Genomic DNA, 24,689 nt, shown 5'->3' with positions numbered 1-24,689 from the left:
GAGGGCGACGGGCGAAGCGGTTTACCGTCGGGACTGCCGATGCCTTCCGCGCGATCCGGCGGCCATCCCGCCGCGTGGGCGATGGCCGCGGATCAGGCCCGGCGGGCTGGAGGCTCGGCGGCGCCGGCTGCCGCGTCCGCCTCGCTCAGGGAAGGCCGCACGACCGGCGGATGGCGCGGGTCGTACCCGTCCGGCATCGCGTCCCGCAGCGTCGTGGAGCGGGTCACCAGGAAGTCGATCAGGTGGTTGCGCAGGGCGTAATACCCGGGCGCATGGTGGAGCTGCGTGCGATCACGGTCCTTCGGCAGCGGGTTCTCGACGATCTCCGCGACCCTCGCTCGGGGTCCGTTGGTCATCAGCACGATCCGGTCGGCGAGATAGATCGCCTCGTCGACGTCGTGTGTGATCATGAACACCGTCTGGCCGGTCTCGACGCAGATGCGGCGGACCTCGTCCTGCAGGGTTCCCCGGGTCAGCGCGTCCAGCGCCGAGAAGGGCTCATCCATCAGCAAGATCTTCGGCTCGATCGAGAGCGCCCGGGCGATGCCGACGCGCTGCTTCATGCCGCCCGACAGTTCGGACGGGCGCTTGTGCTCGGAGCCCGCCAGTCCCACCGTGGCGATGGCCTTCCTCGCGCGCGCCTCGACCTCGGCCCTGGGCGCCGTCCGCCAGCGCGCGGAGACCGCGTAGGCGACGTTGCCGAGCACGCTGCGCCAGGGCAGCAGGGCGTGGCCCTGGAAGATCACCGCCCGATTGAGGCTGGTTCCTTCGATCGCCTGCCCATCCACGATGACGACCCCCTCGGACGGGGCCTCGAGCCCCGCCAGGATGTTGAGCACCGTGGTCTTGCCGCAGCCCGAGTGCCCGATCATGCACACGAACTCTCCCCGGCGCATGGGCAGCCACAGGTCCTCGAAGATCGTGGCCGTCTTGCCCCCTGGCCCCGGATAGCGGCGCGCGATCCCCTCGATGGAGATGAACTTCTCTGCGTTCGACATGCGGCTGGTCCCGGCCTGAACGGGAGCGGGGGCGGCACGGCTGGAGCGCCGCACGAAGGGAAGCAGCTTGCTCATCGGGTGCCTCATTCGGGGAAGGTGACGAGGCGCTGCGCGCGCGCCAGCAGCTGGTCGAGGGCCATGCCGACGACGCCGATCACCAAGATCGAGGTGATCACGTTGGTGATCGAGAGGTTGTTCCACTCATTCCAGACGAAGTAGCCGATGCCGGTGCCGCCCACGAGCATCTCGGCCGCGACGATCACGAGCCAGGCGATGCCGATGGAGATGCGCATTCCGGTGAGGATGGTCGGCGCGGCGGCCGGCAGGATCACCGTGAACGCCCGGCGCACCGGCCCGACCTCCAGGGTCCGGGCGACGTTGAGCCACTCCTTCCGCGTGCTCGACACGCCGAACACGGTGTTCATCAGCATCGGCCAGAGCGAGCAGATGAAGATCACGAAGATCGCCGACAGGGCCGAGTCCTTGATGGTGTAGAGGGCGAGCGGCATCCAGGCGAGCGGCGAGACCGGCTTCAGGATCTGGATGAACGGATCGAGCGCCCGGCTCATCAGCGGCGACATGCCGATGAGGAAGCCGACCGGGATCGCCACCAGCACCGCCAAGCCGTAGCCGAGCGCCACGCGCCCGATCGAGTAGGCGAGCTGGATACCGATGCCCTTGTCGTTCGGGCCGCGGTCGTAGAACGGGTCACTCAGGTGCCCCCAGATGGTCGCCCCGACATCCAGGGGGCCGGGCATGGCCGACTTGCCGGTGGTGGCCGCCTGACCCATCAGGGCCGCGTATTCCGGGTCCATCGCCTCGGTCTTGGCCGTGCCGCTCACCGCGACCTGCCAGCCGAGTAGGATCACCGCGAGGAGCGCCAGGGAGAGGATGCCGGCGCGCAGGGTCAGGGTGCGTTGCATGACTCAGCTCGCGCGCTTGATCTTGAAGGAATCCAGGTATTCTTGGGGCTTGGCCGGATCGAAGGGCTTGCCCATGACCACGAACGTCTTCGTGGTGGCTTCCGGCGGGGCGAGGCCGTCCTGCTTCATCAGCTTGGCGGCATCGGTGGCGCGGTAGACCTGCCTCGCTACGGCGGCGTAGTCGACATCGCCCTTGATCTGGCCCCAGCGCTTCATCTGGGTCAGCGTCCAGATCGCGAAGCTCTCGTACGGGAACGGGTCGAAGGCGACCCGCCGCGGATCCTTCCTGACGCTGCCGAGGCCGTCCGCGTAGGTGCCGGTCAGGACTTGCTCCACGACGGTGAGCGGCTGGTTCAGGTAGTTCGCGGGCGCGATTGCGGCGGCGATCTCCTTGCGGTTCTCCAGTCGCGAGGCGTAGGCGGTCGCCTGGAGGATGGCGCGCAGGAGCGCGGCCGTGGCGTTCGGCATCTCGCGGATCGTGTCCTGCGCGACCGAGAACGAGCAGCAGGGATGCCCGTCCCAGATCTCCTTCGACAACACGTGGATGAAGCCGACGCCGTCGTAGACCGCGCGCTGGACGATGTTGTCCGGCGCCAGGAAGCCGTCGATGTTGTCGGCGCGCAGGTTCGCGACCATCTCCGGCGGCGGCACCGAGCGGAGCTGCACGTCGGTGTCGGGATCGATGCCGTGCTCGGCCAAGTAATAGCGCAGCAAGTAGTTGTGGTTCGAGTAGTCGAACGGGATGGCGAGTTTGAAGCCCTTCCAGTTCTTCGGGTCGCGATTGTCCTTGTGCTTGTTGGCGAGGCAGATCGCTTGGCCGTTGACGTTCTCGATCGCCGGCACCGCGAAGGGAACGGGATTCGAGCCGAGGCCGAGCGTGATCGCGATCGGCATCGGCGCGAGCATGTGGGCGGCGTCGTATTCCTTGTTCAGGGTCTTGTCGCGCACCACCGCCCACCCGGCGGTCTTGACGACGTCGACGTTCAGGCCCTGCTTCTCGTAGAAGCCCATGGGCTTGGCCATGATGATCGGCGTGGCGCAGGTGATCGGGATGAAGCCGACCTTGAGATCCGCCCTTTCCGGCCTGCCGGCCTCGGCGAACGCCTCGGCCACGAACTGCGTGGGCAGGAACTGGGCGACCGCCGCTGCGGCGGTCGCGGCGCCGACGCTCTTCAGGAAGGCGCGGCGTCCGGCATCGTGCGGGAACAGCGCCCGCAGCATCGCTGCCTCGACGACGCGCACGACCGCGGCGTCGCCCGACGGGAGAGAGGCTTCGTGCGCGGCTTGGTCCGCATGCGCACCGCAGGAGCAGCCGCCGAGCCTGCGCCGGGCATCAAAAGGATTGTCGGAACGGGCCATCGAGAACTCCGGCGTTGAAGTCTTGAAATTCGCAGCAACTGTCGCGCCAAGCGCGCCGCATCATGAAATCTTCGCTCGGATCAGCATCCCCCCGCCTGGCTGGCGAAGGTCGAGACGGTGGGCCGGTGACGGTCTCTCGGCAGCGTCGAACCGTGCCGGATCACCGGAGCAGCATCGCGAGGCCGGCACCTCCGATGAGCCTTACCGGCACCGTGTCGAGCGGGCTCTTGCGGGTTGCACGGGCGGCGGGCCGGGGAAGCCCAGAGCGGCCGCTGCCGGCGCCTTCCGCGAAGGCCGGGACCAGGGCTCAGTCGACGCGGGAGACGCGGGAGACGCCCGCGATCGCGAACGCTCCCGTCCCGACCGTCACGGAAGCCGTCACCCTCGTCGAACAACCGGTCGAACGCGGCGCCTGGGCGGGCGACCTCAGTCCCCGCGTTGAACAGCGTGCCGCACGCGTCCTGCACCTGGAGGATGCCGCACCCGATCCCGAGCCGGCCGCCAAGACCCTCCCGGAGGTGCGGCGCGGCCGAGAGGGGGTCGGCGTGGCCGGGGGTCTCCAGGATCCACGCGACGGTCCGGCCCTGTTCGCCGACCTGGGCGATCACGCTGTCGATCACCGCCGCGGCGCGGCTCCGGGGATCGTGCATGGCGAAGGTTGCGGTATGGGTCGGTTCGTCGATGAGGCCGTGCACGGCGGGGCGCGGGGTCGTGGCCGAGAGACTGGCCTCGACCTGCCCGTGCGCCTGCGCCAAGGCGGGATCGGTTGCGTGAAAATCGTTCGTCATCGTCAGCGCCTCAGGCGGCCAGCCAGGCGGTGACCTCGCCGTCGCGCCGCTGTTCCATCGCGAGCCGGCTCTCGGTGTGCTCGACGATGTGCCAGGGCTCCCCGGGGAGCGGCGCACCGTGCAGCGCGATCGGTGTCGAACGCGTCTTCAGACGGATGACGGGTAAAGCGTGCGCGTAGCCCGGATGCTCCCGGCCCAGGATCGCGTGGGCGATGGCCTCGGCCTGGCGGGCGACCGGCTCGATGAAGCGGCAGGGTCGCCCCGCGATGCTGATGCAGTCGCCGAGCGCGAAGATGTCGGGGCCGCTCGTGCGCAGGGTCGCCGGATCGACGACGATCCCGCGGTCGAAGGCGAGCCCGGCCCCGCGCACGAGCCGCGAGGGCGTGGCGAGCCCGGTCGCGGCGATCACCGTCGTGGCGACCAGAATCGTCCCGTCCGCGAACGTGAGCGCGACCTCGCCGTCCGGCCGGCGGCCGAGGCCGCGCACGACGGCGTTGGCCCGGTAGCGCACGCCCAGCCCTTCGAGTCCGGCCAGGAGCCGGCGGCCCGCCACGTCCGGCAGGAGCTCGGGCAGCGGCAGCGCCCCGATCCCGACGAGCGTCACGGCGTGTCCGGCCCGGGCGAGGTCCTCCGCGAGTTCGCAGCCGACCATGCCGGCGCCGATCACCGCGACGGCACGGGGGCCCTGTGCGAGTTCGGCGTGCAGGGAGGCCCAGGCCGCGAGGTCGTTCACGCGCCAGCACAGGGTCGGGTCGAGGCAGGCCGGCAGCGCCGGACGCGCGCCGTGGGCCAGGACGAGGGCGGTGTACCCCAGGGTGCCGCGCGTGGTGCGCAGGCTGTGCGGCTCCGGGGAAAGGCCCACGGCCACGGTGTCGGCCATCAGGCGCAGGCCCAGGCGGGCAGCCGCCGCGGCGCCCGTCTCCCGACGCAGCCTGTCCGGCGACAGGCCGCGTCCCAGCGCAACCGAGAGTTCCGGTTTGTGGTAGACGTCGCCGCCGCAGGCCGTCACCAGTGTGATCGGAACCTGGGTGTCCTCGGCCCGGATCGCCTCCGCGGCCGCCCATCCCCCGGCACCGGCGCCGACGATCACCACGCCCGGCCGGCGCTGCGCGGCCGCGGCCGCCGGCACCGGCGCGACCGGGGCCCGCCGCCGGTACGGTTCGAAGTCGGACTTGGTCACCCCGCAGATCGGGCAGGCCCAATCGTCCGGGATGTCGGCGAACCGGGTTCCGGGCGCCAGGCCGCTGTCGGGATCGCCCTCGCCCTCGTCGTAGATCAGCCCGCAGGCCCGGCAGAGGAACTGCTTCCAGGGGCCGAGGCCATCGGTGGGTTCCAGGACGGTCATGCCCGACCTCCCACGCCGGTGCCGCTCGGCAGCACCTCCCGGGACAGGCGCGCCATCTCCCAGCGCAGGTGCTTGATCGCCGGCGTGACGATGGCGACGAAGTGCGCCTCGCGGACGCGGCGCTGCGGGGCCGCCGACATCAGGTAGCCGCGCGCGCCCTGATGCAGGAGCGCCGACTGCGACGCGCGCAGGGCCAGCTCGGCGGTCTGGGCCCGGGCGTCGAGGACGTCGATCAGGTAGTCGGTCGAGCCATCGTAGGGCGTCTCGGCGAGCCGCATCACCCGGGCGCGGAGCTCCGCGAGCTCGGCCGCGACCGTGTCGGGGCGGTCATCGAGGAACTGGTTGACGTGCCCAAGGGTCTCCTCAACCGCCAGCATGGCGTTGAGGCTTCCCTCGGCCACGCCGAGCCCCATGCCGCATTGGAGCAGGATGAAGGCGCCCCGGATCCCTCCGATAAAGGGCCGGGCCGGATCGGCGATCAGGTCGTCCTGCCCGACGAAGTACTCGTCGAGCCGCACGCCCCAGGTGCTGGTGCCCTCCATGCCGGAGAAGTGCGGGCAGGGCCGAAGCTCCGCGCGGTCGCAGCGCAGCAGGAACATGATCTCGTGGCTGATGGCGTCGCCGGCGCCGAGGACGCCCGCGATGGCCCCGCAGTACTGGCCGGCGCCGATGTGGCTGACCCAGGGCAGCATGCCGCTGACCCGGTAGCCGCCGGGCACGCGACGGGCGCGCAGCAGGATCGGCTCGATCCCGGCGAACGCCTTCATCGGGTTGGAGAGCGCCGTGCCGCCGAAGGTGCGGCCCGCGACGTGGTCGTCGAGGAATGCGCCGGAGAGCGCCGGGTTGCCCGAGCGCTCCAGGTAGAGGCCGCAGACATCGTGGCACCACATCAGGAAGCCGGTGGCGCCGCAGGCCCGGCTCGCCGCCTGCATGGCGGCGATGGCCAGGCCGACGCGCGCGCCGTGCCGGTCGAGATGGACGCCGAGCGCGCCTGCGTCTCCGAGCCTGCCCATGATGTCGAGCGGGTACGCGCCGTGGTCGATCTTGCTCGCCGCCGCGCCCAGGGGGCCGTCGGCAATGGCCGTCGTCTCGGCGAGGACGGTCTCGTCCGTCCACGTGCGGCCGGCCGGGCTCGCGAACGGCGCCTCCGTCACGGAGGGCCCGGCCGGTGGAAGGGCGAGGGCGCTCGACATCGTGCAATCTCCTCAGGAAGGGGAAAGGGGGCGGGGCCGCCGGGTCCCGCCGACGCGCTCAATCGGCCAGTCCGATCTTGAAGGGGACCGGGTTGCGCATGGTGTTGGCCACCGGCGAGAAGTGGTTCGCGTGGCGCACGATCTCGTCGAGCGCCTCGCGGGTCGCGTCGCCCTCGATGGTCACGGCGACCCGGATCTCCTGAAAGCCCATATCCTCCGGCTTCTTCTCCGCCCCGCCGGCGCCCCAGGCGGCCGGGTTGCCGATGTCGCCCTCGAGGTGGAGCTCCAGGCGGGAGAGGCGCACCTGCTTCCAGGTCGCCACCGCGGTGATTCCGACCGCGAGGCAGCCGCCGAGGGCGGAGAGCACGATCTCGCCGGGCGCCGGCGCGGTGTTCTCGCCGAACAGATGCAGCGGCTCGTCGACCACGACGGGCGCATGGTCGCCGACGTAGCTGAGGGTGCGGTACTGGCCGTCGACGACCGTGTGCACCTTGTTGGTGCCGCGCGAGCCGGGATTGCAGCGGCCCTTCTCGGCGAACTGCATCAGGCCGTCGCGGTCGATCGGACGCAGGTAGGTGGTGACAGTCTTCGGGGCGGCGCTCGCGCTCATCTGGTGTTCCTTCCGGCTCAGCCCCGCAATTGTCGGGGGCGGCTCGGAAGGACTTGCGCAAGGCAGATGCCAGGATGGCCGAGCCGGTGATTATCTTTGAAAATCCAGGTTTTCCAAATTCTTAGGTGAGGGCCGCGGTGATTTGATCGCCCGGTTCCGACAGTGAATGTCGACATTGTGTCGACATTGTCGGACTTGGACGAGGCTGGTTAGGCCCTCGGCTGGAGCTTCCGCCAGCGGTAGGAGAACTGGCGCTCGGTGAGGCCAAGCCTCTGCGCGGCGCGGGTCTTGTTGCCACCCGCTTGCGTGAGGGCCAGGCGCAACTGCGCGCCATCGTGCGAGTCGGCGGGCAGATAGGGCCGAAGGCCGCCCATCGCATGGACCGGGTCTCCCCCTGTCGGCACGATGAGCCGTGCCGGCCCCGGCGCAACCGCCCCCGAGACAGTCACGCCCCCAAGCATCGGCTGCAGGTCGTCGACGTCGAGAACGCCCTCGCTGGCCAGCAAGACGAGCCGCTCGATGAAGTTGGCGAGTTGGCGGATATTGCCCGGCCAGGGCTGGCGCGCGAGATGTGCGACGGCCGACCGGGTCAGGTTGACGTTGCGCTGGTTGGCCTGGTTCGCCTGCGTCAGGAAATGCAGCACGAGGTCCGGAATGTCGTCTCGCCGTTCGGCCAGGGGCGGCAGGGTGATCGGGATGACGTTGAGTCTGTAGAAGAGGTCCTCCCTGAAGCGGCCGTGGGCGACCTCGGCCGCGAGATCCCGGTTGGTCGCGGCGACCAGGCGCATGTCGACGCGGATCTCCCGTTTGCCGCCGAGGCGAACGACCGTCCCCTCCTGCAGGGTCCGCAGCAGCTTGGTTTGGAGGATCGCCGGCATCTCGCCGATCTCGTCGAGGAAGATGGTGCCGCCGCTCGCCTGCTCGAACCAGCCGGCGCGTGCCGCGACCGCCCCGGTGAACGCGCCGCGCTCGTGGCCGAACAGTTCGGATTCGAAGAGGCTCTCTGGAATGGCCGCACAGTTCACTTTGACGAACGGCCGGTCCCGCCGGGGGCTTGCGAGGTGGAGCGCGCGGGCGAACAGTTCCTTGCCGGTGCCGGACTCGCCGAGCAGCAGGACGCTCGCGGTCGCGTCCGCGACCTTCTCGACCTGTACGAGCGCGCGCAGCAGCGCGGGCGAGGTGCCGATGATGCCGTAGCGGGCCCGCTTGATGCGCAACTCGCGAGCCAACATATCGTTGTGCTCCTCGAGCGCGCGTGTCTTCCGCTCGACCCGCTCGTTCAGGGTCAGCAACTGGCTGACCATCGTGGCGATGATGCGAAGGAGGGTGAGGTCGTCGGAGAGCGGTCGCTCCCGGTGGCGGATCCTGTGGCAGGCGATGGCGCCGACAGTTTTCTGCTCGACCCGGATCGGGAGCGCCAGGAACGACACCGCGCCACGGGGCAGTCGCGCGCGCTCGACCGCACGCCCTAGGAAGACCGGGTCATTGTCGATGTCCTGGACGATGACGAGGTGACCATCCTGGATGACACGCCCGGTGATGCCCTCGCCCGGCGCATACCGGCCGCGGGCGACCTCCTCGCGGGTCAGGCCGTAGGAATGGGCGATGCGATAGCCGGCGCCGTCAGGGTCCTTCAGGACGATGCGTCCACGGTTGAGCCCGACGATCTCCGAAAGCAGGTGCAGCATCTCGCGGGCGACCTGGTCGAGGTGCAGGCCCTTACCGACGAGGTTCATGACCTCTTGGATGAGGAACATCTCCTGCGTGCGCCAGTAAGTGCTCGACGTTGCGTTGCCTGCCCGCTCCTCCATGGCTGATCGCACCTCAGTTGCCCGACTGCCGTCGGCAACCTGCAAGCCCTGTGCAAGGAGAGGTGCGAGACACGCCAGCACCGCGTCCCCGAAGACGCGCTGGATGAGCGGCAACCGATGCAAAGGCTGAAAGCGGCCCGCTCCCGTCCTCCCCGGAGGCGGCGGAAGCCGACATTCCCGCGGACCCCGCCATGTCGGCGATGCTGCGGGCAGACCCCTGAGATCGGGTGCTGGATCCCTTGGGATGCGCGCTGGGCCGAAGGCGCCACGGCAGCGCCCGCACGACGGAGGCGCTCCGTCGCGCAAGACAGCGCCGTCAAGACGGTGTGAGGGCCGCCGCCGGACGCTGCGGCGTCAGCCCGACGACGCCAGACGTGGCGAGCTCGGCAGACGGCGGCCGATGCGGCGAAGGGCCGAAAAGGCGATCAGCGCAAGACGACGCGCTTTGCCGATGATGTCATCGGCTATGTCCACATCGATCTCGCAGAGGTCTGGACGGGAGATGGCACCCTCTACCTGTTCGTTGCCATCGATCGAACGTCAGAGCTGGCTTTCGCCAAGGTGGACGCTGACGCGAACCGCATCCTCACCATGTCACGCCGGACGATCTCGATCGTCCAAGCCCAGAGCAGGTGCCCGAACACCTCCGAGAACACCTCATGGGCGGAAATGTCCCAGACCTGGGGCGCCCAGCCGCCCAGCGGCAGCAGGATGGCGTGGAACAGGAGGGTTATGATCAGTCCGAAGGCCAGTCCTTGCCCCAGCGTCACGAGCGGGCATGCCGTTGCGAGCAGGCAATAGAGCAGGCCGAAGACGATCGAGAAGCCCTGGTGCACCAGGGCGACGCCGTAATTGATGACGTGACCGGTGAAGACGTAGGTCATGTCCTCGGCGTTCAGGCCAAGCGCTTTGAGGATGGCGAAGGGTGGCGAGATGCGGCCGGCCTCCCGGGGCGGGAAAGGGATCTCGGATCCCCACTTGACGAAGCTCGAAAGATTTCCGCCCAGGAATCCCGCCCAAGCCGCGTATCCGTAATCGAAAATACCGTCATTTTTTGAATTTGTCCCCAATTTGTCCTCCATGTGTAATTCTATTTCGTCCGTACGATCTCCCTAGGAATTCCAATCTTCTTAGGTTTGCGGACATAGATCCAAAAAACGGATCGATCAACTGCCTGTATCACAGTTTTAAACCAAAAATTTGCAAAACCGTAATATGATTTAACCTAGAGATTTTGGTCGATTGCGGAGGTTGTTGTGAAAATATCGACTTTGATCGTCGCTGTGTCGGGATGTGTCGGTGCGCTGTGCGTGACTGTTACTGCGAAGATGGAAATCGACGAGTACAAATCATACAGCGATAGCGTCAATGCGCTGACGGGTGCTTCCGCGTCGTTGAAGATCCTGGGCGCTTCGACCCGCATCGCGCAGGAACGGGGGCCCACCAACAGCAGTCTCGGCAGTGAGAGACCGGTGCCACGCGCTGTCGAGCAGGCGCTCAGCGAGGCTCGCACCGACACCGATGCGGCCCTACGAGAGGCCAGCCTCGCCGTGTCCACATTGCCGGAGCGATGGGGAGCCAAGGCCGCCGAGGCCGTCTCCGAGACCGTTCGGCGCCTCGCCACCGTGCGGCAGCAAGCCGATGCCGTGACGGCTCATGTTCAGGCACAGCGATCCCAGGACGCGGTGGCGGGGATCGTGAAGGCCTTGATCGCCGTCCCGCCAGTGCTCGACCAGGCGTTGAATGCTGTGGACGATGCCACGATGTCGGCCGATCCGAGCCTGGGCTCCTGGCTGACGATGGCCCGGACCGCGACGGAGCTGCGCGACTTCGCGGGTCAGATCGGATCCGTGTTCACCCCTGCTCTCGTGACCAGGCGGCGTATGACGGACGAGGAGATCGGGCAATACAATCGATTGAGCGGCTATGTCGACGCGCAGATGCGGCAGATCCTGCTCGCCCGTGGCAAAATCGGCGACGATGCGGGTGTCGATGAGCTCATCAGGACCATGCGGGCGCAATACATCGAAGGCGGCCAGAAATTGGCTGCCGATCTCGTGGCCCAAAGCTTATCCGGTCAGGCCGCGACCCTGACGGTACACGACTTTGCCGCCCGTTATGTCCCGGCCATGAGCGCGATCGTCGAACTTCGCGATCGATTGTTCGTCCGGGCTTTCGACCTGATCAAGGCGCGCATCGCCGCGGCCCGGACGCGCTTCGTCCTCTTCCTGATGGGCGGCGGCGCGGTGCTCGTGATGTGCGGCGGCGTGATCGTGGTTTGCGTCCGGAGGATCTCGATGCCGATCCGCCGCATGGCACAGGTCATGAGCCGGATTTCCGACGGTGACACCAGCCTCGTCGTTCCCGACACGGCCACGAAGAACGAGATCGGCGCGATGGCGGCGGCCGTGCAGGTCTTCAAGGATAATCTGATCCGGAGCCGGCACCTGGAGCTGGAGGCTGCTCAAGCGCGGGCCGCCGGCGAGGCGCAGCGCAAGCGCACCATGCTGGAGCTGGCCGACGAGTTCGAGCGGGCTGTCGGCAGCATCGTCGGCCAAGTCTCGTCCTCGGCCACGGACCTGCAGGCCACCGCCCAGGCCATGACCGCCACCGCCACCCAGACGGCCGGCCAGTCCACGACCGTGGCGTCCGCCGCCGAACAGGCCGCGAGCAACGTCAACACCGTGGCGGTCGCCGCCGAGGAGCTGGGCACGTCCGTGCAGGAGATCAGCCGGCAGGTGGACGGCTCTTCCAAGCTCGCGCAAGCGGCGGTGGACGAGTCGGATCAGACGGCGGCTTTGGTGCAGGAGCTGAGCGGGACGGTCGCGCGGATCGGCGACGTGGTCGGGCTGATCTCCTCGATCGCCGGGCAGACCAACCTGCTGGCGCTGAACGCCACGATCGAGGCGGCCCGCGCCGGCGATGCCGGGCGCGGCTTCGCGGTGGTCGCTGCCGAGGTCAAGGAACTCGCCGGGCAGACCGCCCGGGCCACCGAGGAGATCTCAGGCCAGATCACGCGTGTTCAGGGCGTGACGGCCGAGGCGGTCGGTGCCATCGGGGCGATCACGGCGCGGATCCGGGAGATCAACGGCGTGGCGGCCTCGATCGCCGCGGCGGTCGAGGAGCAGGGCGCCGCCACGCAGGAGATCGTGCGCAACGTCGCTCAGGCGGCCACCGGCACGGCCGAGGTGACGAGCAACATCACCGGCGTGGCCGAGGCCTCCGAGGAGACGGGCGCGGCCGCGGCCCAGGTGCTCAGCGCGGCGGACGAGCTGTCGCGCCAGTCCGAGCATCTCGGGGCGGAGGTGGCGCGCTTCCTCGCCACCGTCCGAGCCGCCTGAGACTGGCGCGGGCTCCGAGCCCCCTCCCGGTCGCCCGACTGCGTGCAGGCGGCTGGATCGGGTGCGATACGGGGCTCGGCCATCCGAGCGTCATCGCCGACGCCGGTCAGCCTGAGGAATGTGTCACGGCCTAAGCTGCTTCACCTTGAGGCAGAACCAAGCCGCCATGACCGGAACGAACATCCCGCTGGGCTCCAAGGAGGATGAGACCGCCGTCGGATCACGGACGGACGCGCTCGCCGCGGATCTGGTCGTGGCGCGGATCGAGACGCTCCTGCAGGTGTTGCGTCGGAGACGGACGGAGCTGAAGGCCCAGATTGCCAATCTGCAGAGCGTGCAGCCGAGTGCCGAGACCCGGCTGACCGAGCTCACCGCGGCGTTGGTCGGCCAGATGAGCGACAGCGTGGCGCATCTGAACCTGCTCGTCGATCAGGCCGAGCTGTTCGTCCAAGAGCTGACACGCGACGCCCCCTCGGCTTGAGCCCGTGTGAGATCAGCCGATCGCGATCGCCCGAGCCGCGTCGAAGGCGGGATTGGCGAAGCGGGGACCGGCCGGGTTGCACAGGATCCGGGCTCCGCCGGGCCGAACCAGGTCGAGGCTGTGGTGGACATGGCCGTGCACCACAGAGCCGCGCGGCCGGTATCGGTCAGGGCGGACAGGTCCAAGGTTAAGTTCCCTGCGTTCCAGGTGCCGCGCCAAGCGGGAGCGATGCAGTCCGGATGCGGGGCGTGGTGGGTGACCCCGATGAGCGGCAGCACCCATCACCCTCGTCCATGAGCGCGGCCAGCTCGGCGCGGGCGTGACGGTGCAGGGCCGCGGCGTCCCCGGCCGTGAGCAGGTGATGGCCGCCGTCATGGGCGACATCGATCGGCTCGCCGGTCGGCGTGTTGGGATCGAGCTGTCCGGCCAACCGACAATCGCCCCGCAGGGTGGTGCCGACGAACCGGCATCCGACCAGGATCTGAGCGCGGGCGAGAGCCTCGGGCACGATGCCGTGCCCGTGCTCGTGGTTGCCCATCACGGATACGACGGGCTCGTCGTTGGCGAGGCGGCGCAGGACCCTGAACGTCTGCCGGGGGGCGGCCTTCCACATATCGCCGGCCGCGACCAGCATGTCGAAGGCGGGCGGCTCGGACCGGAACTGATCCGGATACAGCACCGCCTCGAGGTGCCGGTCGGACAGGATCCAGAGCTTGGCCAAGGATCGCCCGCGCTCTCAGGGGCGCACGATGCGCACGGCGTCGAAGCCTTCATCGGGACTGGGCGGCTCGAAGCGTTCGGCCACGGCACGCAGCGCAGCCCAGGCTCGGATCGTCAACGGATGAGAGCCCTACCGGGCCACCTCAAGAGCAGCCTGCCGGAACTCGCTCGGCGTCATGCCGTGATGCGCTTTGAAGCGGCGGGAGAAGTGGGCCTGGCTGGAGAAGCCACAGCTATACGCGACTGCGCCGATCTGCAGATGGCCATGCTCGATCTTGCTCAGCTGATGCCCGGCCCTCAGAAGACGGCGCTCCCAGATGTAGTCGGACACGTGCCTGCCACGCTCATGAAACATCTCCTGTAGCCGGCGCAGCGAGACGCCGACAGCCGCGGCGAGTTCCGGAGGTCCGAAGTCGGGGTCACCCAGATTGGCCTCGACATAGGTCTTGGCGCGCTGAACCGTGACTGTTTCATGCAAGGGGCGAGACACCTCCTGTGCCAAGCGCTCGGCGATGCTGGCCGCGATCAGGTCGATGCCGATGGCCGACATGCGGTCTGCCACGGCCGGCGTGAGGCTATCACTGACACGCATCAGCTCAGTGAGGAAGCCTGTCGCCAAGGCGGTGCTGCCGAGGTCTGCACCGATGGTCAGCCCGCTGTAGAGCCGAGCTGGACCGAGGACAGACTCGAGCCGCTCACGGGGGATGTGGAGGGTGAGCATCTGGCTGCCCGAGCTGTATTCCTGCGCTGCCGGACGACAGTCGAGTACCATGAGATCGCCGGGCCGTTGCACCGAGGTCCTGTCGGATTGACCGGTCTTTGCAATTCCTGCCTGCCGGAAGAATATTCCGACAGCATTCTCCTGGCCATGATTCCTGACCAGGTCGGGCGTCGCCTCAGCGCGTAAAGCGCCATGGGAGGTGCGTATCGCTTCGATCGAGCCGACGGTAGCAACCTCTATCTTGGCATCGAATGGATCGTCGGTCAGGCGCTTCTGCTCGGCCGGCACGCGCATGTCGGACATGGCATCGCGCCAGCTTCTAAATCTGTCGCGGGGATGAAATTTCTCCGTTGAAAATAGTGTCCGCATGTATTTTTGTCTATATTCAAATATACCATCACTAGTAATGCATGAATTCTCGACGAACTCTGATGCAATGTGGCTTATGATATGGAAACGGCGTAATGTCAAAATCTAACAAATCTCAGCCAAAAACAAATCTAAGAGTGAGTTATCGGCAAATATACCTTCTCTGTGATCGCTGAGGTTGTGAGGCGGTCAGTCAGTATTTGTAGAAACTAAAAACTATTATTAAGCGCTAAAATTGATTTCCATTAGGTGTGAAATGTCAGAAAATACAATCTATTGTGCGATAGACGCTGAGCTGAACAGTATTATTCACCAGGCTGATTGAGAGGCTGTTGCAGGGCCGGGGCCATGGGAAGCCGGAAGGCCAGATCCGGGACGGTGACAGGCGCAGGTGGTCGGTAGCCCGAGGACGAATGCGGCCGGACGCGGTTGTCGGTATCCCGCCACCGCCTGCCGGAGTCGTTCGCAATCCGCACTCTTCATAGAATGTACTGTTAGCCGCAATAATTTATTCACGGTCGCAAAATCAAATTCTAACCACCCCAATGCGCAACAAGTTTTGGAAATTTCTTACTTGGTCAATGCGGGTTGTCGGAAGTATTGCCGTGAAACCCGCGCCTGACCCAATTTATGACGGGCGCCAGCAATTCATCGGTTTGCGTTATGGGTATCAAAAACAAAGGGGACAGCAGGACAGCGGTTACCCAAGTCGGAGCGGACTGGTTCACAACATACACCAGCAGTAATGAAGCGGCGGCAGCGGACACGACAAGCCAAATTCTTATAAAACCTTTGATCATACGCATTGAACAGGCTCCTTGGCGCGCGCAGGATTTTCGATTGTCCCGCTGAAGATAGAGGGCCACAAAAATATCTGGTCGAACGGGCGTAGGGCTCGTATGGATTCCAAAAACTTACATCCCACCGCATTCCCGCCATCTGCTAGCGTCTATGGCATCAACTCATAAATTGATTTTGACCGACTCGAAGTGACAGATCACACGCTCGGGCTATGATTAATTTTTATCTTCTTCATTCGATAAACAATAGCTCTTTTAGAGATTCGACGGCGAGATGGGGTGTCTCGTACTTTCAGTATTGGACGCACATCCATGAAATGTATCTGCTCCTAATTGGCGCGCCGAGCATGATATTTATAGATACGTCTGATCACATCCTGCATCGCCAGGATGCGAAAATAGATTGAGAGTCCCGATAAGACTTAAATTGTTCCTCCCGTCGCAAGGCCGCATCGAACAATCGCGGTCATTCCGGGATCGACCTGCCTTGAAGGAGCGCTGGCGCTGCGGGGCGCCTGCGCGGGCCGTTTCGCGCTTGAAGGACCCGGACATTCTGTAGACCGACCCACCGCGTCGTCTCATATCGGCGCCGGACCGTGTCCATAAAACGAGGGCTCCTCCGACGCGTGCCAGAGAGGCAGGCTGGATCACCTCAATCCGGCCCCCATGCTGTCGGGGGATCGTGTCGGCTCGTCAGACCTCGGAAGAGCGGTCTCGCTTACGATCGATCGGGCAGGGGCATGTCCAATCCAGCGCGATGCGCTTCTGGTGCCGAGCGCACGACTGTCGACCCCTGCTGCCACAGCTCGAATGTCTGCGTCCTCGACCGTCCGCGCGGTAGCAGACCGCCACGAGACCACTCCTTTTAGACAGTCGCACGGCCAGGCGGATCGCGCGCACACGCACGGGCGCCGACGGCAGCCCTGGTGCCGGACGCCCCCTGCGCGCAGAGCGAAGCACGCCCGCAGCACCACGCCCGAAGCCGCCTGCGACGCCGGCCTGCTTCGTTCCGCGCGCAAGAACCGGAATGCTGCAACGGATCCCGTTCCGCCGGCTTGGTGACGGGAGGGGCACGCCCGGCCCGACCCGAGAGACGCGCCGCATGGACGACACCGCCTTCAAGCCCTCCCGGCGCCACGCCGAGCTCGGGCCCGCCTTCTTCGATCCGGTCACCCCGGCCCGTTTCCCGCAGACGATCCTGCGCTACCGCAATCAGGCCTGGGCGGAGCGGGTGGGCCTCGGCGGCCTTTCGGAGGCGGCGTGGATCGCCCATTTCGGCCGGTTCGAGCCGCTGCCCGGCAGCTTCGAGACGCCCCTGGCCCTGCGCTACCACGGCCATCAGTTCCGCTCCTACAATCCGGAGCTCGGCGACGGCCGCGGCTTCCTGTTCGCGCAGCTCCACGACCTCGAGGACGGGCGGCTGCTCGACCTCGGCACCAAGGGCAGCGGCACCACGCCCTGGTCCCGCGGCGCCGATGGACGGCTCACCCTCAAGGGCGGCGTGCGCGAGGTGCTGGCCACCGCGCTCCTGGAGGCACAGGGCGTCTACACCTCGAAGAGCTTCAGCCTGATCGAGACCGGCGAGGACCTCGTGCGCGGCGACGAGCCCTCGCCGGCCCGCTCCTCCGTGCTGGTGCGCCTCTCGCACGGGCATATCCGGATCGGCAGCTTCCAGCGCGTCCTGGCGCTTGGCGAACCGGACAACGTCGCCCGGCTCCTCGACCACACGATCGAGACCCATAGGCCGGACCTCTGGCGGGCCGGCCTGGAGGATCGCGGCGTCGCCTTCCTGGAGGATGTGGTTTTCCGCGTCGCCCGGATGGGCGCGCAATGGGCGGCGGCCGGCTTCGTCCATGGCGTGCTCAACAGCGACAACATCAACGTCACCGGCGAAAGTTTCGATTACGGGCCCTGGCGCTTCCTGCCGCATTTCGACCGGGACTTCACCGCGGCCTATTTCGACGAGACCGGGCTCTACAGCTTCGGCCGTCAGCCCGAGGCCCTGTTCTGGAATCTCGCCCGGCTCGCCGACTGCCTGCTGACGCTGGCCCCCCAGGCGCGCCTCGAAGCCGCCCTTTCCGGCTTCGGCCCGGCCCTGCAGGCGGCCTTCGCCGAAGCCCTGTTCCGCCGCCTCGGCCTCGCCGCGGCGCCGCAGCCGGAGACCGACCGGCTGGTCTCGGCGGTCTGGCGGTTCCTCGCCGAGACGCGGGCGCCCTTCGAGCGGTTCTTCTTCGACTGGTACGGGGGGCTCGCGAGCGCCGGGCGGGCGGAGGCGGGACCGGCCGCCGCGCAGTACCGGTCCGAGGCCTTCACGGCCGTGCGGGCCGCGCTGGAACCGCTGGCGCCCGCACCGGGCGCGCGGCTCGACCATCCTTACTTCGCGGAGGCGCCCTGCACGCTCCTGATCGACGAGGTGGAGGCGTTGTGGGCGCCGATCGCCGCGGCGGATGACTGGTCCCTGTTCGCGGCGAAGCTCGCCGGGGTGGCCCGGATGGCCGAGGCCTGCGGAACGGCGCCCGCCTCGGCCTGAGCGGCCTCTTCCTCGGCGAGCCGCCGGCGCTCCTCGGCGTAGCCCCCCGCGATGGCGAGATCGACCAGGCGCCGGGTCAGCCGGAAGGCCAGCCAGAACAGAGCGAGGCAGAGAAGCGTCGCGGCGGCGGCCTTGAGCGGATCCACGGGTTTCTCCGGTGATGTCTCCTCGGGTCGGAGCGGCCCTCTTAGAGCCGCGCCCGGCCGCGGGGCAACTGGACTTCGGGCCAAGATCGACCTCGCGCGGCTCGTCGATGCGCGCGGAACTCCCCGGCAGCGCCGCGATCGAGCGCGGGGCGCGTCTCTGGGTCGCTGCGCGGCGCACGCGACGACGGTGTTGATGGGCCGATGCGGGCGATCCGAGCCGAAACCGGACCGGAACATGCTATGGCGCCCGCCGGCCGGATTCCAACATCCGGTCTTCATGCCCCTCGATGAAACGGATCCCCGTGCGCGAGACCTTCCACATCGAAGTCCTCGGACCGGAACCGGACGAGATCCAGACGCGGATCTCCGTGCGGGTCGGCAGTCTGGAGAGCGCGCAGGAGCGGGCTCTGCGCCTGTTCGCCCGCGCCCGGGTGCCGCAGCGGTCGGGGGAGCCGGCCGAGGCCGTCCGGGTGATCGACGGTGCCGGCCGCGAGGTGTTCTATCGCACGCGCTTCGACGCGGGGGATTGAGGCGCGAGGAATCCGTCGATGCGCACAGCCCTGATCCTGCCGCTCCTGCTCCTCGCCGCCTGCGCGCTGTTCCTGCGCAGCTACACCCTGCCGCCGGCCCCCGACCGCCGGGGCGGCACCACGCTCCTGCTGACCTGGCCGAACCGCCCGGCCTTCGGCAGCCCCCGGGCCGATTGCCTCGCCGGGCCCGCGGACGGGCCGGTCCTGCCCTGCCTGATCGCCTCCGTCGCCCGGGCGCGCGACGATGGGTACACGCTGCTGCAGCTGCCGTTCTGCGCGGCCTGCTACGACCTGTCCGGGCGGATCGCCGTCATGGGCGGCGACGCGGCGGCGACGCGGGCACGGCTGGAGCAGATCGCCCGTTTCGGATGGTGACACGCGCCCGGGCGACGCGCTCCCGGGCGCGCTCCAGGGTCCGGGCGACCGGGAACAGGGGATCGCGCCCCGCCTCGACCAGGAGATGGGCGATCGGCCGGCGCTCCGTCCAGAAGGTGCTGCCGAGGGCGAAGCCCGGCGGCGCGCAGGAATCGATCCGGTCGATCGGCCAGTCGCCCGCGGCCAGGGCCTCGGTCAGCCGGTGGACGAGCTGGACGCCCGGCGCGGTCTCCGGTCGGGTCTCGTCGTTGGCGATTTTCAGCACCCAGGCCTCCCGGCCGGTGACCGGCAGGATCAGGGAGGCCAGAAGTTGCTCCCCCCGGCGCAGGCGGGCGATGCGCACGCCATCCGCCGCGCCGAGATCGGCCAGGGCGGCGCGCAGGAAGGCGATCTCCGCCGGCCGCTGCGCCAGGCTCGTCCCGGCCTGCCCCTTCCAGCCGGCGGTCTCGAGGGCGACGTGGGCGTCCAGGGCCGGGCCGAGGGCTTCGGGCGCGGCGAGGATCTCGAAGGTCACGGGCCCCGCCGCCTCCAGGCGCGCGCGGGCGCGGCGCAGCTTGCGGCGGCGCTGACCGGAGAGGTGCCCGAGATAGCCGCTCCGCGCCTCCGGCCCGAACCCGCTCAGATCCAGCAGGCCGCGGTCATGCGGCCAGTAGGCGGCCCGGCGTCCGCCCTGCGCGGTGAGGAGGTCCGGCAGGGGGCCGTCGGCGGGGGCGTTCGGCAGGAGGAGCCGCGGCGGCAGGCCGAGCACGCCCGGCGCGGCGAGCAGCCCCGCGAGTCCGGCCTGTGGATCGGCACCGTCGAGGAGCGGCGCGCCGAACGGGGCGTAGCCGTGGGTCCAGCCCATGAGCAGCGGCAGCGGCAGGCCCCAGCGCCGCCGCGACAGCCGGAACGGCCAGACGGCGACGAGCCGGGCCCCCGGCGCCTCCGGCGGCCGGTCGGCGACGAGGAGGAGCCGGACGCCCGCCCCGAAGGCGTCGCGGGCAGCTAGGGCGTAGCCGGCCTCGTAGAACGGGTTTCGGATGAGGGACGCCGCGCCCAGCGCCCGCCAGGCCGGGATCCAGGGGGCTCGGGGATCGAGGGGCCGGACCGCCGCCACGAACCCCCCCGGTAGCGCGGCGATGTCTGCCATGGCGGGACCGTCAGGCCGCGAGCCGGTGGCGGATCGCGCCGGCGAAGCCGAGCACGTCGTAGCGCCATGCCGTCATGCCGGCGGCGACGGCGAGCAGGACCAGGCGCAGGGCCTGCCCCGGCGGCATCAGCCCGCCCGGGACCAGGGCGATGCCGGCATTCACCGCGCCGCAGGCGAGCGCGATCCCGGCGATCCCCGCCATGTCGGCGAGGGGCAGCGGCATCGTCGTTCCGGCCCGGCGGGCGCCCAGCACCAGCACGAGGCAGGCCGCGCTCTGGCCGCCCGCGAAGGCGAGGGCCGCCCCGGCGGCACCGAACCGCGGGATCAGCAGGAGCGACAGGGCGGCGACCGCGGCGAGGGTCGCGAAGGCGGCGGCGGCCTCCAGGCCGCTGGAGCGGGTGAAGTAGATCACCTGCCCGAAATAATAGGCGCGGAACATCATCAGGATGGAGGCCAGGATCAGGACCGGCGCGAGCTCCCGCGCCTCCGCCCGGTAGGCGGGCCCGAGCAGCACCGCCACGACCAGATCGTCGAAGCACAGGAAGAACACCGCCCCGAAGGCGGCGATCAGCGTCATGGCCCGGGCGGCGTCGCGCAGCACCCCGGAGGCCGCCGCCATCCCGCCCGCCCGCGCCTCGCGCTTGGCGATGGAGATCAGCGACAGGGCGATCGCCTCGCCGAACACGATGAAGCTCTGCTTCAGGAAGTCGGCCAGCGCCCCGTAGGCGCCGAGCCCCGCTGGCCCCACCGTCTTGGCGATGATCAGCCGGTCGAGGCTCTGGGCGAGCGCCGCCGTCCCGAAGGACAGGACCAGCGGCCAGCCATAGGCGAAGAGCCGCAGGGCCTCGGCCCGGCTGCCGCGGCCGGGCATCATCGGCGCGATCGTGGCGGCGGCGGGGAGCGAGGCCAGGACGTTGGCGGCCGCCACCGCGAAGGCGAGATGCAGCGGATCCTGCGAGAGATGCAGCGCGAGGCTGCCGAGGGCGAGGATCAGGACGGCCCGGCTCATCACCGAGGCTGCCACCGCCCCGGCCCGGAGGCGCGTCCGGGCGATCTCGGTGGAGCCCTCGAACAGGGTGCTCCCGAAGGCGAGCGCCAGGATCGCGGCCGCCATCCGCGCCGACATCAGCCCGAGGCCGGCGGCCAGCGCGCTCCCGAGCCCCGCGAGCAGCAGCGTGCCGCCCAGGATCCGCACCACGGTGCCGACCTGCGCGGGCTCGCGCGCCTCGTCGTAGAGGGCGAAGAACGCGAATTTCGGCCACTGGCAGGTCGCCCCGTAGAGCACCAGCGACCAGGACAGGACGTAGAGGTAGGTGCCGTAGCTCTCCACCGGCGCGAGCCGCGTGAACACCGCCACGGAGGCCATGTTCAGGGCTGCCGCGAAGCCCCGGGAGCCGACATAGATCAGGCTGTGTCGGGCGATCATGTCCTAGAACCGGTCACACGCACCACGACCTCGCACCACGCTGGGACAGACCGGCTTCGTGGCGGGACGTAACGCAGGGACGGCGGGCATGACAGCCCGGGCCGTGCAGGCGGCGTGCCGCCGGCCCCGGCCCTCAGCCCGCGCCCCGCTTCCGGATCAGCGACGCGCCGGTCATCTCGGCCGGCTGGTCGAGCCCCATCAGGTCGAGGAGGGTGGGCGCCACATCCGCCAGGCGGCCGTCGGCCAGGGACACGCCGTCGACGCCGATGAGCAGGGCCGGGACCGGGTTGAGGGTGTGGGCGGTGTGGGGCTCCCCGGTCTCGGGATCGCGCATCATCTCGCAATTGCCATGGTCGGCGGTCACCAGCAGCGCCCCGCCCTGCGCCGTCACCGCCTCGACTACGCGGCCGAGGCAGGTGTCGACGGTCTCTACCGCCTTCACGGCGGCCGCGAGACTGCCGGTATGGCCGACCATGTCGGGATTGGCGAAGTTCAGGATGATGAGGTCGTAGCGCCCGGAGCCGATCGCCTCCACGGCGCGATCGGTGAGTTCCGGCGCCGACATCTCCGGCTGCAGGTCGTAGGTTGCGACCTTGGGCGAGGGCACGAGGACCGCGTCCTGCCCCGCGAACGGGTCCTCGCGGCCGCCGTTCATGAAGTAGGTGACGTGCGGGTACTTCTCGGTCTCGGCCATGCGCAACTGCGTGCGGCCGGCCCGGGCTACGGTCTCGCCGAGGCCGTTGGGCAGGTCGAGGGGGCCGAACAGGGTCTCGGCGAAGGCGTCGATCTCGACGCTGTACTGGACGATCCCCAGGGCGGCGGCGAACCGGACCGTCCGCGTGCGGTCGAATCCCGCGAAGGCCGGGTCGAGGAGCGCCTCCAGGATCTGCCGGGTCCGGTCGGCGCGGAAGTTGAAGCACAGCAGGCCGTCGCCGTCCCGCATGCCGGCATAGTCGCCGATGATCGCGGGCCGCATGAACTCATCCGACACGTCCTGCGCGTAGGACGCGGCGACCGCCTGCCCGGCCCGCTCGAACCGGGTCCCGCGCGCCTCCGTGAGGGCGTCGTAGGCCGTCTGGACCCGCTCCCAGCGCCGGTCGCGGTCCATCCCGAAATAGCGGCCGCACAGGGTGGCGATGCGCGCGCCCTTGGGCAGGGTGGCCGCCACATCGGCGATGCAGGTGGCCGCGGAGCGGGGCGGCATGTCGCGCCCGTCGGTGAAGCCATGGAGACGGACCGGGATCCCCGCCGCGACCAGCAACCGCGCCAGCGCCACGGCGTGGTCCTGATGGGCGTGGACGCCGCCGGGCGAGAGCAGGCCGACGAGGTGGCAGGTGCCCCCCGATGCGCGGAGGGTCTCGATGAACCGGATCAGCGCCGGATTCCGGGCGAGCGAACCGTCGGCGACGGCGGAGTCGATCCGCGGCAGGTCCTGCAGGACCACGCGGCCCGCCCCGATATTGAGATGCCCAACCTCGGAATTGCCCATCTGCCCCGCGGGGAGGCCGACATCGGCGCCGAAGGTTTTCAGCTGCGCCCGGGGATGCGCCTGCATCAGCGCGTCGAAGACCGGGGTCTTGGCTTGGTGGACGGCGTTGTCGGCCACCGCGTCCCGCAGACCCCAGCCGTCGAGGATCACGAGCATCACGGGACGCGGCGTACTGTCGGGCACGGTCACAACTCTCCTGCGCTGCCGCACGCGGGGCGCGGCCGGTCTCCGGGCCCTGCGCGGCCGGATCGTTGCGCGTGTCGATAATCGCCTTGGCCCCGTGAGGCCACCGCCCCAATGGGCGAATGGGCGACGGATGCGAGAGAGCGTCGGGCTTCTGACATGGCAGGGCCGCGCCCAGCCCATCGCCAGGCGCGGCACCGGCCCGGCGTCAACCGGTCAGTTGACGCGCGCCGCGTCGGATCCCGGCGGGACGCCGAGCCCGGGCCGCTTGCGGCGCAGGGCGGCCCGGAGGACGGTCCGCCAGTAGCCCGGATGGGACAGGAACCCCGCCGCCCAGGACAGATGCATGGCCACCGCCGCCGGTCCGCTCAGGAGCAGGACGGGGTCCCGCGCCTTGAGGGCCAGGGCGAGGCCGCACAGGCCGCAGGCTCCGGCGTAGAGCAGCAGCGGGATCAGCAGGGCGGGCATCAGGGCTGCCAGGGGCAGGGCCGCGACGGCGTAGAGCAGAACCAGGGCCGGCAGCATCTGGCGGGCGCGCGGCAGGCTGGCGTGCTTCTCGAGGGTCCGCGCGCAGCCGCGACCGTACTGACGGTATTGCCGCGCGAGGCTGCCGAAGCGCGCGCGGGGAAAATACGTGATCGCGAGGTCGGCGGCGAGGTAGATCCGCCCGCCCGCCGCGCAGAGCCGCCGGTCGAGCTCGGCATCCTCGTTGTGGGTGAAGGTCTCGTCGTAGCCGCCCACCCGCAGGAACGCCCGCCGGTCGAAGGCCGCGTGGTGGCCGTGGGCGACGTAGCCCGAGATGCCGCCCTGACGGTGGGCCGAGCCGCCGTTGCCGAGGCGGCTGTTCTGCGCCGCCGCGATGGCCCGCTGCAGCGGCGTGACCCCGACGGTCCGGAGCGGCACGACCACCGAGACGGCTTCCCGCAGCTGCATCGTGCGGACGAGGTTCTGCACGAACCCCTCCGGATAGACGGCGTGGCAATCGGCGCGGACCAGGTAGGCGGAGGCGGGATGCGCCAGCCGTGCCGCGAGGTTGAGGGCCGCCGCCTGGATCCGGCGCTCGTTGTGGACGAGCCGGATCCGCGGATCCCCGGCGCTCAGGGCGGAGACGATCGCGCAGGTGCCATCGCGGCTGCCGCCGTCCAACACCAGCAATTCGCAGGCGACCGCATCCCGGTCGGGCAGAACGGACGCGATGGCCTCGGCGATGTGGCCGGCCTCGTCGAGGGCCGGCATGGCGATCGTCACGAGCGGAGCACCGGCGGCGCGCGCGGGGGGGCTCGTGGGTGATCTCATGGGGGCTCTCCCGACACCGGGCCCCGGTGGTCGGCGGATCCGGGCCGGCCGTTCCGGAGGGAAGCGGACGCCGACGGTCCCGCATCCGAGGGCTCATCTGCCGTGATTGGCCGCGATTACGGTCAT

Annotated in this window: 22 protein-coding genes and 2 pseudogenes; 7 read left to right on the top strand and 17 right to left on the bottom strand. The window is 69.1% G+C overall.

Annotation, left to right across the window (positions count from 1 at the left end; all coding sequences use genetic code 11):
- Positions 1-92: 92 nt before the first annotated feature.
- From GGQ91_RS04270 to GGQ91_RS04260, 3 genes are read right to left on the bottom strand one after another with little or no spacing between them, the layout of a single operon-like run.
- Positions 93-1,073 carry an ABC transporter ATP-binding protein gene (locus GGQ91_RS04270; protein WP_182591429.1) on the bottom strand — a complete coding sequence of 327 codons (981 nt, stop codon included), beginning with the start codon at positions 1,071-1,073 and terminating at the stop codon, positions 93-95.
- An 8-nt stretch (positions 1,074-1,081) separates the two neighbouring features.
- Entirely contained in the window at positions 1,082-1,921 is an 840-nt protein-coding gene (ntrB, locus tag GGQ91_RS04265; protein WP_043759789.1) for a nitrate ABC transporter permease, read from the bottom strand.
- 3 nt (positions 1,922-1,924) lie between these two features.
- The gene (locus GGQ91_RS04260; RefSeq protein ID WP_043379219.1) at positions 1,925-3,280 is read right to left on the bottom strand and encodes a CmpA/NrtA family ABC transporter substrate-binding protein; all 1,356 of its coding nucleotides are present in this window, start codon (positions 3,278-3,280) and stop codon (positions 1,925-1,927) included.
- Between the two features lie 194 nt (positions 3,281-3,474).
- Here GGQ91_RS04260 and GGQ91_RS04255 point away from each other — a divergent pair, with 194 nt between their 5' ends.
- Complete coding sequence (locus GGQ91_RS04255; RefSeq protein WP_182591428.1) at positions 3,475-4,101, top strand: hypothetical protein; 627 nt, start codon at positions 3,475-3,477, stop codon at positions 4,099-4,101.
- Here GGQ91_RS04255 and GGQ91_RS04250 read toward each other — a convergent pair.
- The 4 genes from GGQ91_RS04250 to GGQ91_RS04235 all read right to left on the bottom strand — a co-directional run bounded on the left by GGQ91_RS04250 (position 4,079) and on the right by GGQ91_RS04235 (position 9,027).
- On the bottom strand, positions 4,079-5,413 hold the full coding sequence (locus tag GGQ91_RS04250; RefSeq protein ID WP_043351278.1) for an FAD-dependent oxidoreductase: 1,335 nt from the start codon (positions 5,411-5,413) through the stop codon (positions 4,079-4,081). The two genes, GGQ91_RS04255 and GGQ91_RS04250, sit on opposite strands and share 23 nt — an antisense overlap.
- Positions 5,410-6,606, bottom strand: coding sequence for an acyl-CoA dehydrogenase family protein (locus GGQ91_RS04245; protein ID WP_182591427.1), 1,197 nt, complete (start codon positions 6,604-6,606; stop codon positions 5,410-5,412). The genes GGQ91_RS04250 and GGQ91_RS04245 overlap by 4 nt, the downstream gene beginning before the upstream one ends.
- A 58-nt stretch (positions 6,607-6,664) precedes the next feature.
- Complete coding sequence (locus GGQ91_RS04240; protein ID WP_179697508.1) at positions 6,665-7,216, bottom strand: OsmC family protein; 552 nt, start codon at positions 7,214-7,216, stop codon at positions 6,665-6,667.
- A gap of 209 nt (positions 7,217-7,425) precedes the next feature.
- Positions 7,426-9,027: a sigma-54-dependent Fis family transcriptional regulator gene (locus tag GGQ91_RS04235; protein WP_182591488.1), complete on the bottom strand. Its 1,602-nt coding sequence runs from the start codon at positions 9,025-9,027 to the stop codon at positions 7,426-7,428.
- Between the two features lie 444 nt (positions 9,028-9,471).
- On the opposite strand from GGQ91_RS04235, the pseudogene GGQ91_RS28575 reads away from it, so the two are divergent.
- Positions 9,472-9,591, top strand: a pseudogene (locus tag GGQ91_RS28575) (IS481 family transposase); the annotation flags it as partial.
- Here the strand turns inward: GGQ91_RS28575 and GGQ91_RS04230 are convergent.
- Positions 9,540-10,109: a YagU family protein gene (locus tag GGQ91_RS04230; RefSeq protein ID WP_182591426.1), complete on the bottom strand. Its 570-nt coding sequence runs from the start codon at positions 10,107-10,109 to the stop codon at positions 9,540-9,542. The pseudogene GGQ91_RS28575 and the gene GGQ91_RS04230 sit on opposite strands and share 52 nt — an antisense overlap.
- A gap of 390 nt (positions 10,110-10,499) precedes the next feature.
- Between GGQ91_RS04230 and GGQ91_RS04225 the strand changes: the two genes are divergently transcribed.
- Both GGQ91_RS04225 and GGQ91_RS04220 read left to right on the top strand, forming a co-directional pair.
- Positions 10,500-12,368, top strand: coding sequence for a methyl-accepting chemotaxis protein (locus GGQ91_RS04225; protein WP_343066750.1), 1,869 nt, complete (start codon positions 10,500-10,502; stop codon positions 12,366-12,368).
- 166 nt (positions 12,369-12,534) lie between these two features.
- Entirely contained in the window at positions 12,535-12,849 is a 315-nt protein-coding gene (locus GGQ91_RS04220) for a hypothetical protein (protein ID WP_043379206.1), read from the top strand.
- A gap of 12 nt (positions 12,850-12,861) precedes the next feature.
- Here the strand turns inward: GGQ91_RS04220 and GGQ91_RS28345 are convergent, their stop codons facing one another.
- The 5 genes and pseudogenes from GGQ91_RS28345 to GGQ91_RS04205 form a co-directional block, all read right to left on the bottom strand.
- Positions 12,862-12,990 (bottom strand): hypothetical protein, encoded by a 129-nt coding sequence (locus tag GGQ91_RS28345; RefSeq protein WP_281374992.1) that lies wholly within the window; start codon positions 12,988-12,990, stop codon positions 12,862-12,864.
- Between the two features lie 46 nt (positions 12,991-13,036).
- The gene (locus GGQ91_RS04215; protein ID WP_246410541.1) at positions 13,037-13,570 is read right to left on the bottom strand and encodes a metallophosphoesterase family protein; all 534 of its coding nucleotides are present in this window, start codon (positions 13,568-13,570) and stop codon (positions 13,037-13,039) included.
- Between the two features lie 129 nt (positions 13,571-13,699).
- Positions 13,700-14,659: a helix-turn-helix domain-containing protein gene (locus GGQ91_RS04210; RefSeq protein ID WP_043345703.1), complete on the bottom strand. Its 960-nt coding sequence runs from the start codon at positions 14,657-14,659 to the stop codon at positions 13,700-13,702.
- 305 nt (positions 14,660-14,964) lie between these two features.
- Positions 14,965-15,105: pseudogene (locus GGQ91_RS28645) on the bottom strand (IS3 family transposase); the annotation flags it as partial.
- A gap of 132 nt (positions 15,106-15,237) precedes the next feature.
- A complete protein-coding gene (locus tag GGQ91_RS04205) occupies positions 15,238-15,465 on the bottom strand; it encodes a hypothetical protein (RefSeq protein WP_182591425.1) in 228 nt (75 codons plus the stop codon).
- Between the two features lie 1,096 nt (positions 15,466-16,561).
- On the opposite strand from GGQ91_RS04205, the gene GGQ91_RS04200 reads away from it, so the two are divergent.
- The 3 genes from GGQ91_RS04200 (at position 16,562) to GGQ91_RS04190 (ending at position 19,040) form a co-directional block, all read left to right on the top strand.
- On the top strand, positions 16,562-17,989 hold the full coding sequence (locus GGQ91_RS04200) for a protein adenylyltransferase SelO (protein WP_053609335.1): 1,428 nt from the start codon (positions 16,562-16,564) through the stop codon (positions 17,987-17,989).
- Positions 17,990-18,437: 448 nt separating this feature from the next.
- The gene (locus tag GGQ91_RS04195; RefSeq protein WP_020091174.1) at positions 18,438-18,665 is read left to right on the top strand and encodes a hypothetical protein; all 228 of its coding nucleotides are present in this window, start codon (positions 18,438-18,440) and stop codon (positions 18,663-18,665) included.
- 18 nt (positions 18,666-18,683) lie between these two features.
- On the top strand, positions 18,684-19,040 hold the full coding sequence (locus tag GGQ91_RS04190; protein WP_043759809.1) for a hypothetical protein: 357 nt from the start codon (positions 18,684-18,686) through the stop codon (positions 19,038-19,040).
- Here the strand turns inward: GGQ91_RS04190 and GGQ91_RS04185 are convergent.
- The 4 genes from GGQ91_RS04185 to GGQ91_RS04170 all read right to left on the bottom strand — a co-directional run bounded on the left by GGQ91_RS04185 (position 18,976) and on the right by GGQ91_RS04170 (position 24,563).
- Positions 18,976-20,169: a GNAT family N-acetyltransferase gene (locus GGQ91_RS04185; protein WP_182591424.1), complete on the bottom strand. Its 1,194-nt coding sequence runs from the start codon at positions 20,167-20,169 to the stop codon at positions 18,976-18,978. The genes GGQ91_RS04190 and GGQ91_RS04185 overlap by 65 nt on opposite strands.
- 10 nt (positions 20,170-20,179) lie before the next feature.
- Positions 20,180-21,595 (bottom strand): lipopolysaccharide biosynthesis protein, encoded by a 1,416-nt coding sequence (locus GGQ91_RS04180; protein WP_043379193.1) that lies wholly within the window; start codon positions 21,593-21,595, stop codon positions 20,180-20,182.
- Between the two features lie 133 nt (positions 21,596-21,728).
- Positions 21,729-23,240 carry a 2,3-bisphosphoglycerate-independent phosphoglycerate mutase gene (gene gpmI, locus GGQ91_RS04175; protein WP_043379441.1) on the bottom strand — a complete coding sequence of 504 codons (1,512 nt, stop codon included), beginning with the start codon at positions 23,238-23,240 and terminating at the stop codon, positions 21,729-21,731.
- Positions 23,241-23,483: 243 nt separating this feature from the next.
- Entirely contained in the window at positions 23,484-24,563 is a 1,080-nt protein-coding gene (locus GGQ91_RS04170; protein WP_182591423.1) for a glycosyltransferase family 2 protein, read from the bottom strand.
- Positions 24,564-24,689 lie beyond the last annotated feature (126 nt).

The sequence above is a fragment of the Methylobacterium fujisawaense genome (genome assembly GCF_014138435.1).
Classification (GTDB): domain Bacteria; phylum Pseudomonadota; class Alphaproteobacteria; order Rhizobiales; family Beijerinckiaceae; genus Methylobacterium; species Methylobacterium fujisawaense.
The sequence above is the reverse complement of the archived record's forward strand: the minus strand, read 5'-3'. Positions and strand labels throughout refer to the sequence as shown.

What these genes read in the sequence shown, in the direction of transcription:
- GGQ91_RS04220 (WP_043379206.1), top strand. Translation starts at nt 12,535, where the DNA reads ATGACCGGAACGAACATCCCGCTGGGCTCCAAGGAGGATGAGACCGCC.
- GGQ91_RS04190 (WP_043759809.1), top strand. Translation starts at nt 18,684, where the DNA reads ATGCGCACAGCCCTGATCCTGCCGCTCCTGCTCCTCGCCGCCTGCGCG.
- GGQ91_RS04200 (WP_053609335.1), top strand. Translation starts at nt 16,562, where the DNA reads ATGGACGACACCGCCTTCAAGCCCTCCCGGCGCCACGCCGAGCTCGGG.
- GGQ91_RS04230 (WP_182591426.1), bottom strand. Translation starts at nt 10,109, where the DNA reads ATGGAGGACAAATTGGGGACAAATTCAAAAAATGACGGTATTTTCGAT.
- GGQ91_RS04245 (WP_182591427.1), bottom strand. Translation starts at nt 6,606, where the DNA reads ATGTCGAGCGCCCTCGCCCTTCCACCGGCCGGGCCCTCCGTGACGGAG.
- GGQ91_RS04170 (WP_182591423.1), bottom strand. Translation starts at nt 24,563, where the DNA reads ATGAGATCACCCACGAGCCCCCCCGCGCGCGCCGCCGGTGCTCCGCTC.
- gpmI (WP_043379441.1), bottom strand. Translation starts at nt 23,240, where the DNA reads ATGCTCGTGATCCTCGACGGCTGGGGTCTGCGGGACGCGGTGGCCGAC.
- GGQ91_RS04250 (WP_043351278.1), bottom strand. Translation starts at nt 5,413, where the DNA reads ATGACCGTCCTGGAACCCACCGATGGCCTCGGCCCCTGGAAGCAGTTC.
- GGQ91_RS04240 (WP_179697508.1), bottom strand. Translation starts at nt 7,216, where the DNA reads ATGAGCGCGAGCGCCGCCCCGAAGACTGTCACCACCTACCTGCGTCCG.
- GGQ91_RS04185 (WP_182591424.1), bottom strand. Translation starts at nt 20,169, where the DNA reads ATGGCAGACATCGCCGCGCTACCGGGGGGGTTCGTGGCGGCGGTCCGG.
- GGQ91_RS04255 (WP_182591428.1), top strand. Translation starts at nt 3,475, where the DNA reads ATGAGCCTTACCGGCACCGTGTCGAGCGGGCTCTTGCGGGTTGCACGG.
- GGQ91_RS04235 (WP_182591488.1), bottom strand. Translation starts at nt 9,027, where the DNA reads ATGGAGGAGCGGGCAGGCAACGCAACGTCGAGCACTTACTGGCGCACG.
- GGQ91_RS04210 (WP_043345703.1), bottom strand. Translation starts at nt 14,659, where the DNA reads ATGCGGACACTATTTTCAACGGAGAAATTTCATCCCCGCGACAGATTT.
- GGQ91_RS04270 (WP_182591429.1), bottom strand. Translation starts at nt 1,073, where the DNA reads ATGAGCAAGCTGCTTCCCTTCGTGCGGCGCTCCAGCCGTGCCGCCCCC.
- GGQ91_RS04260 (WP_043379219.1), bottom strand. Translation starts at nt 3,280, where the DNA reads ATGGCCCGTTCCGACAATCCTTTTGATGCCCGGCGCAGGCTCGGCGGC.
- ntrB (WP_043759789.1), bottom strand. Translation starts at nt 1,921, where the DNA reads ATGCAACGCACCCTGACCCTGCGCGCCGGCATCCTCTCCCTGGCGCTC.
- GGQ91_RS04180 (WP_043379193.1), bottom strand. Translation starts at nt 21,595, where the DNA reads ATGATCGCCCGACACAGCCTGATCTATGTCGGCTCCCGGGGCTTCGCG.
- GGQ91_RS04205 (WP_182591425.1), bottom strand. Translation starts at nt 15,465, where the DNA reads ATGCGTATGATCAAAGGTTTTATAAGAATTTGGCTTGTCGTGTCCGCT.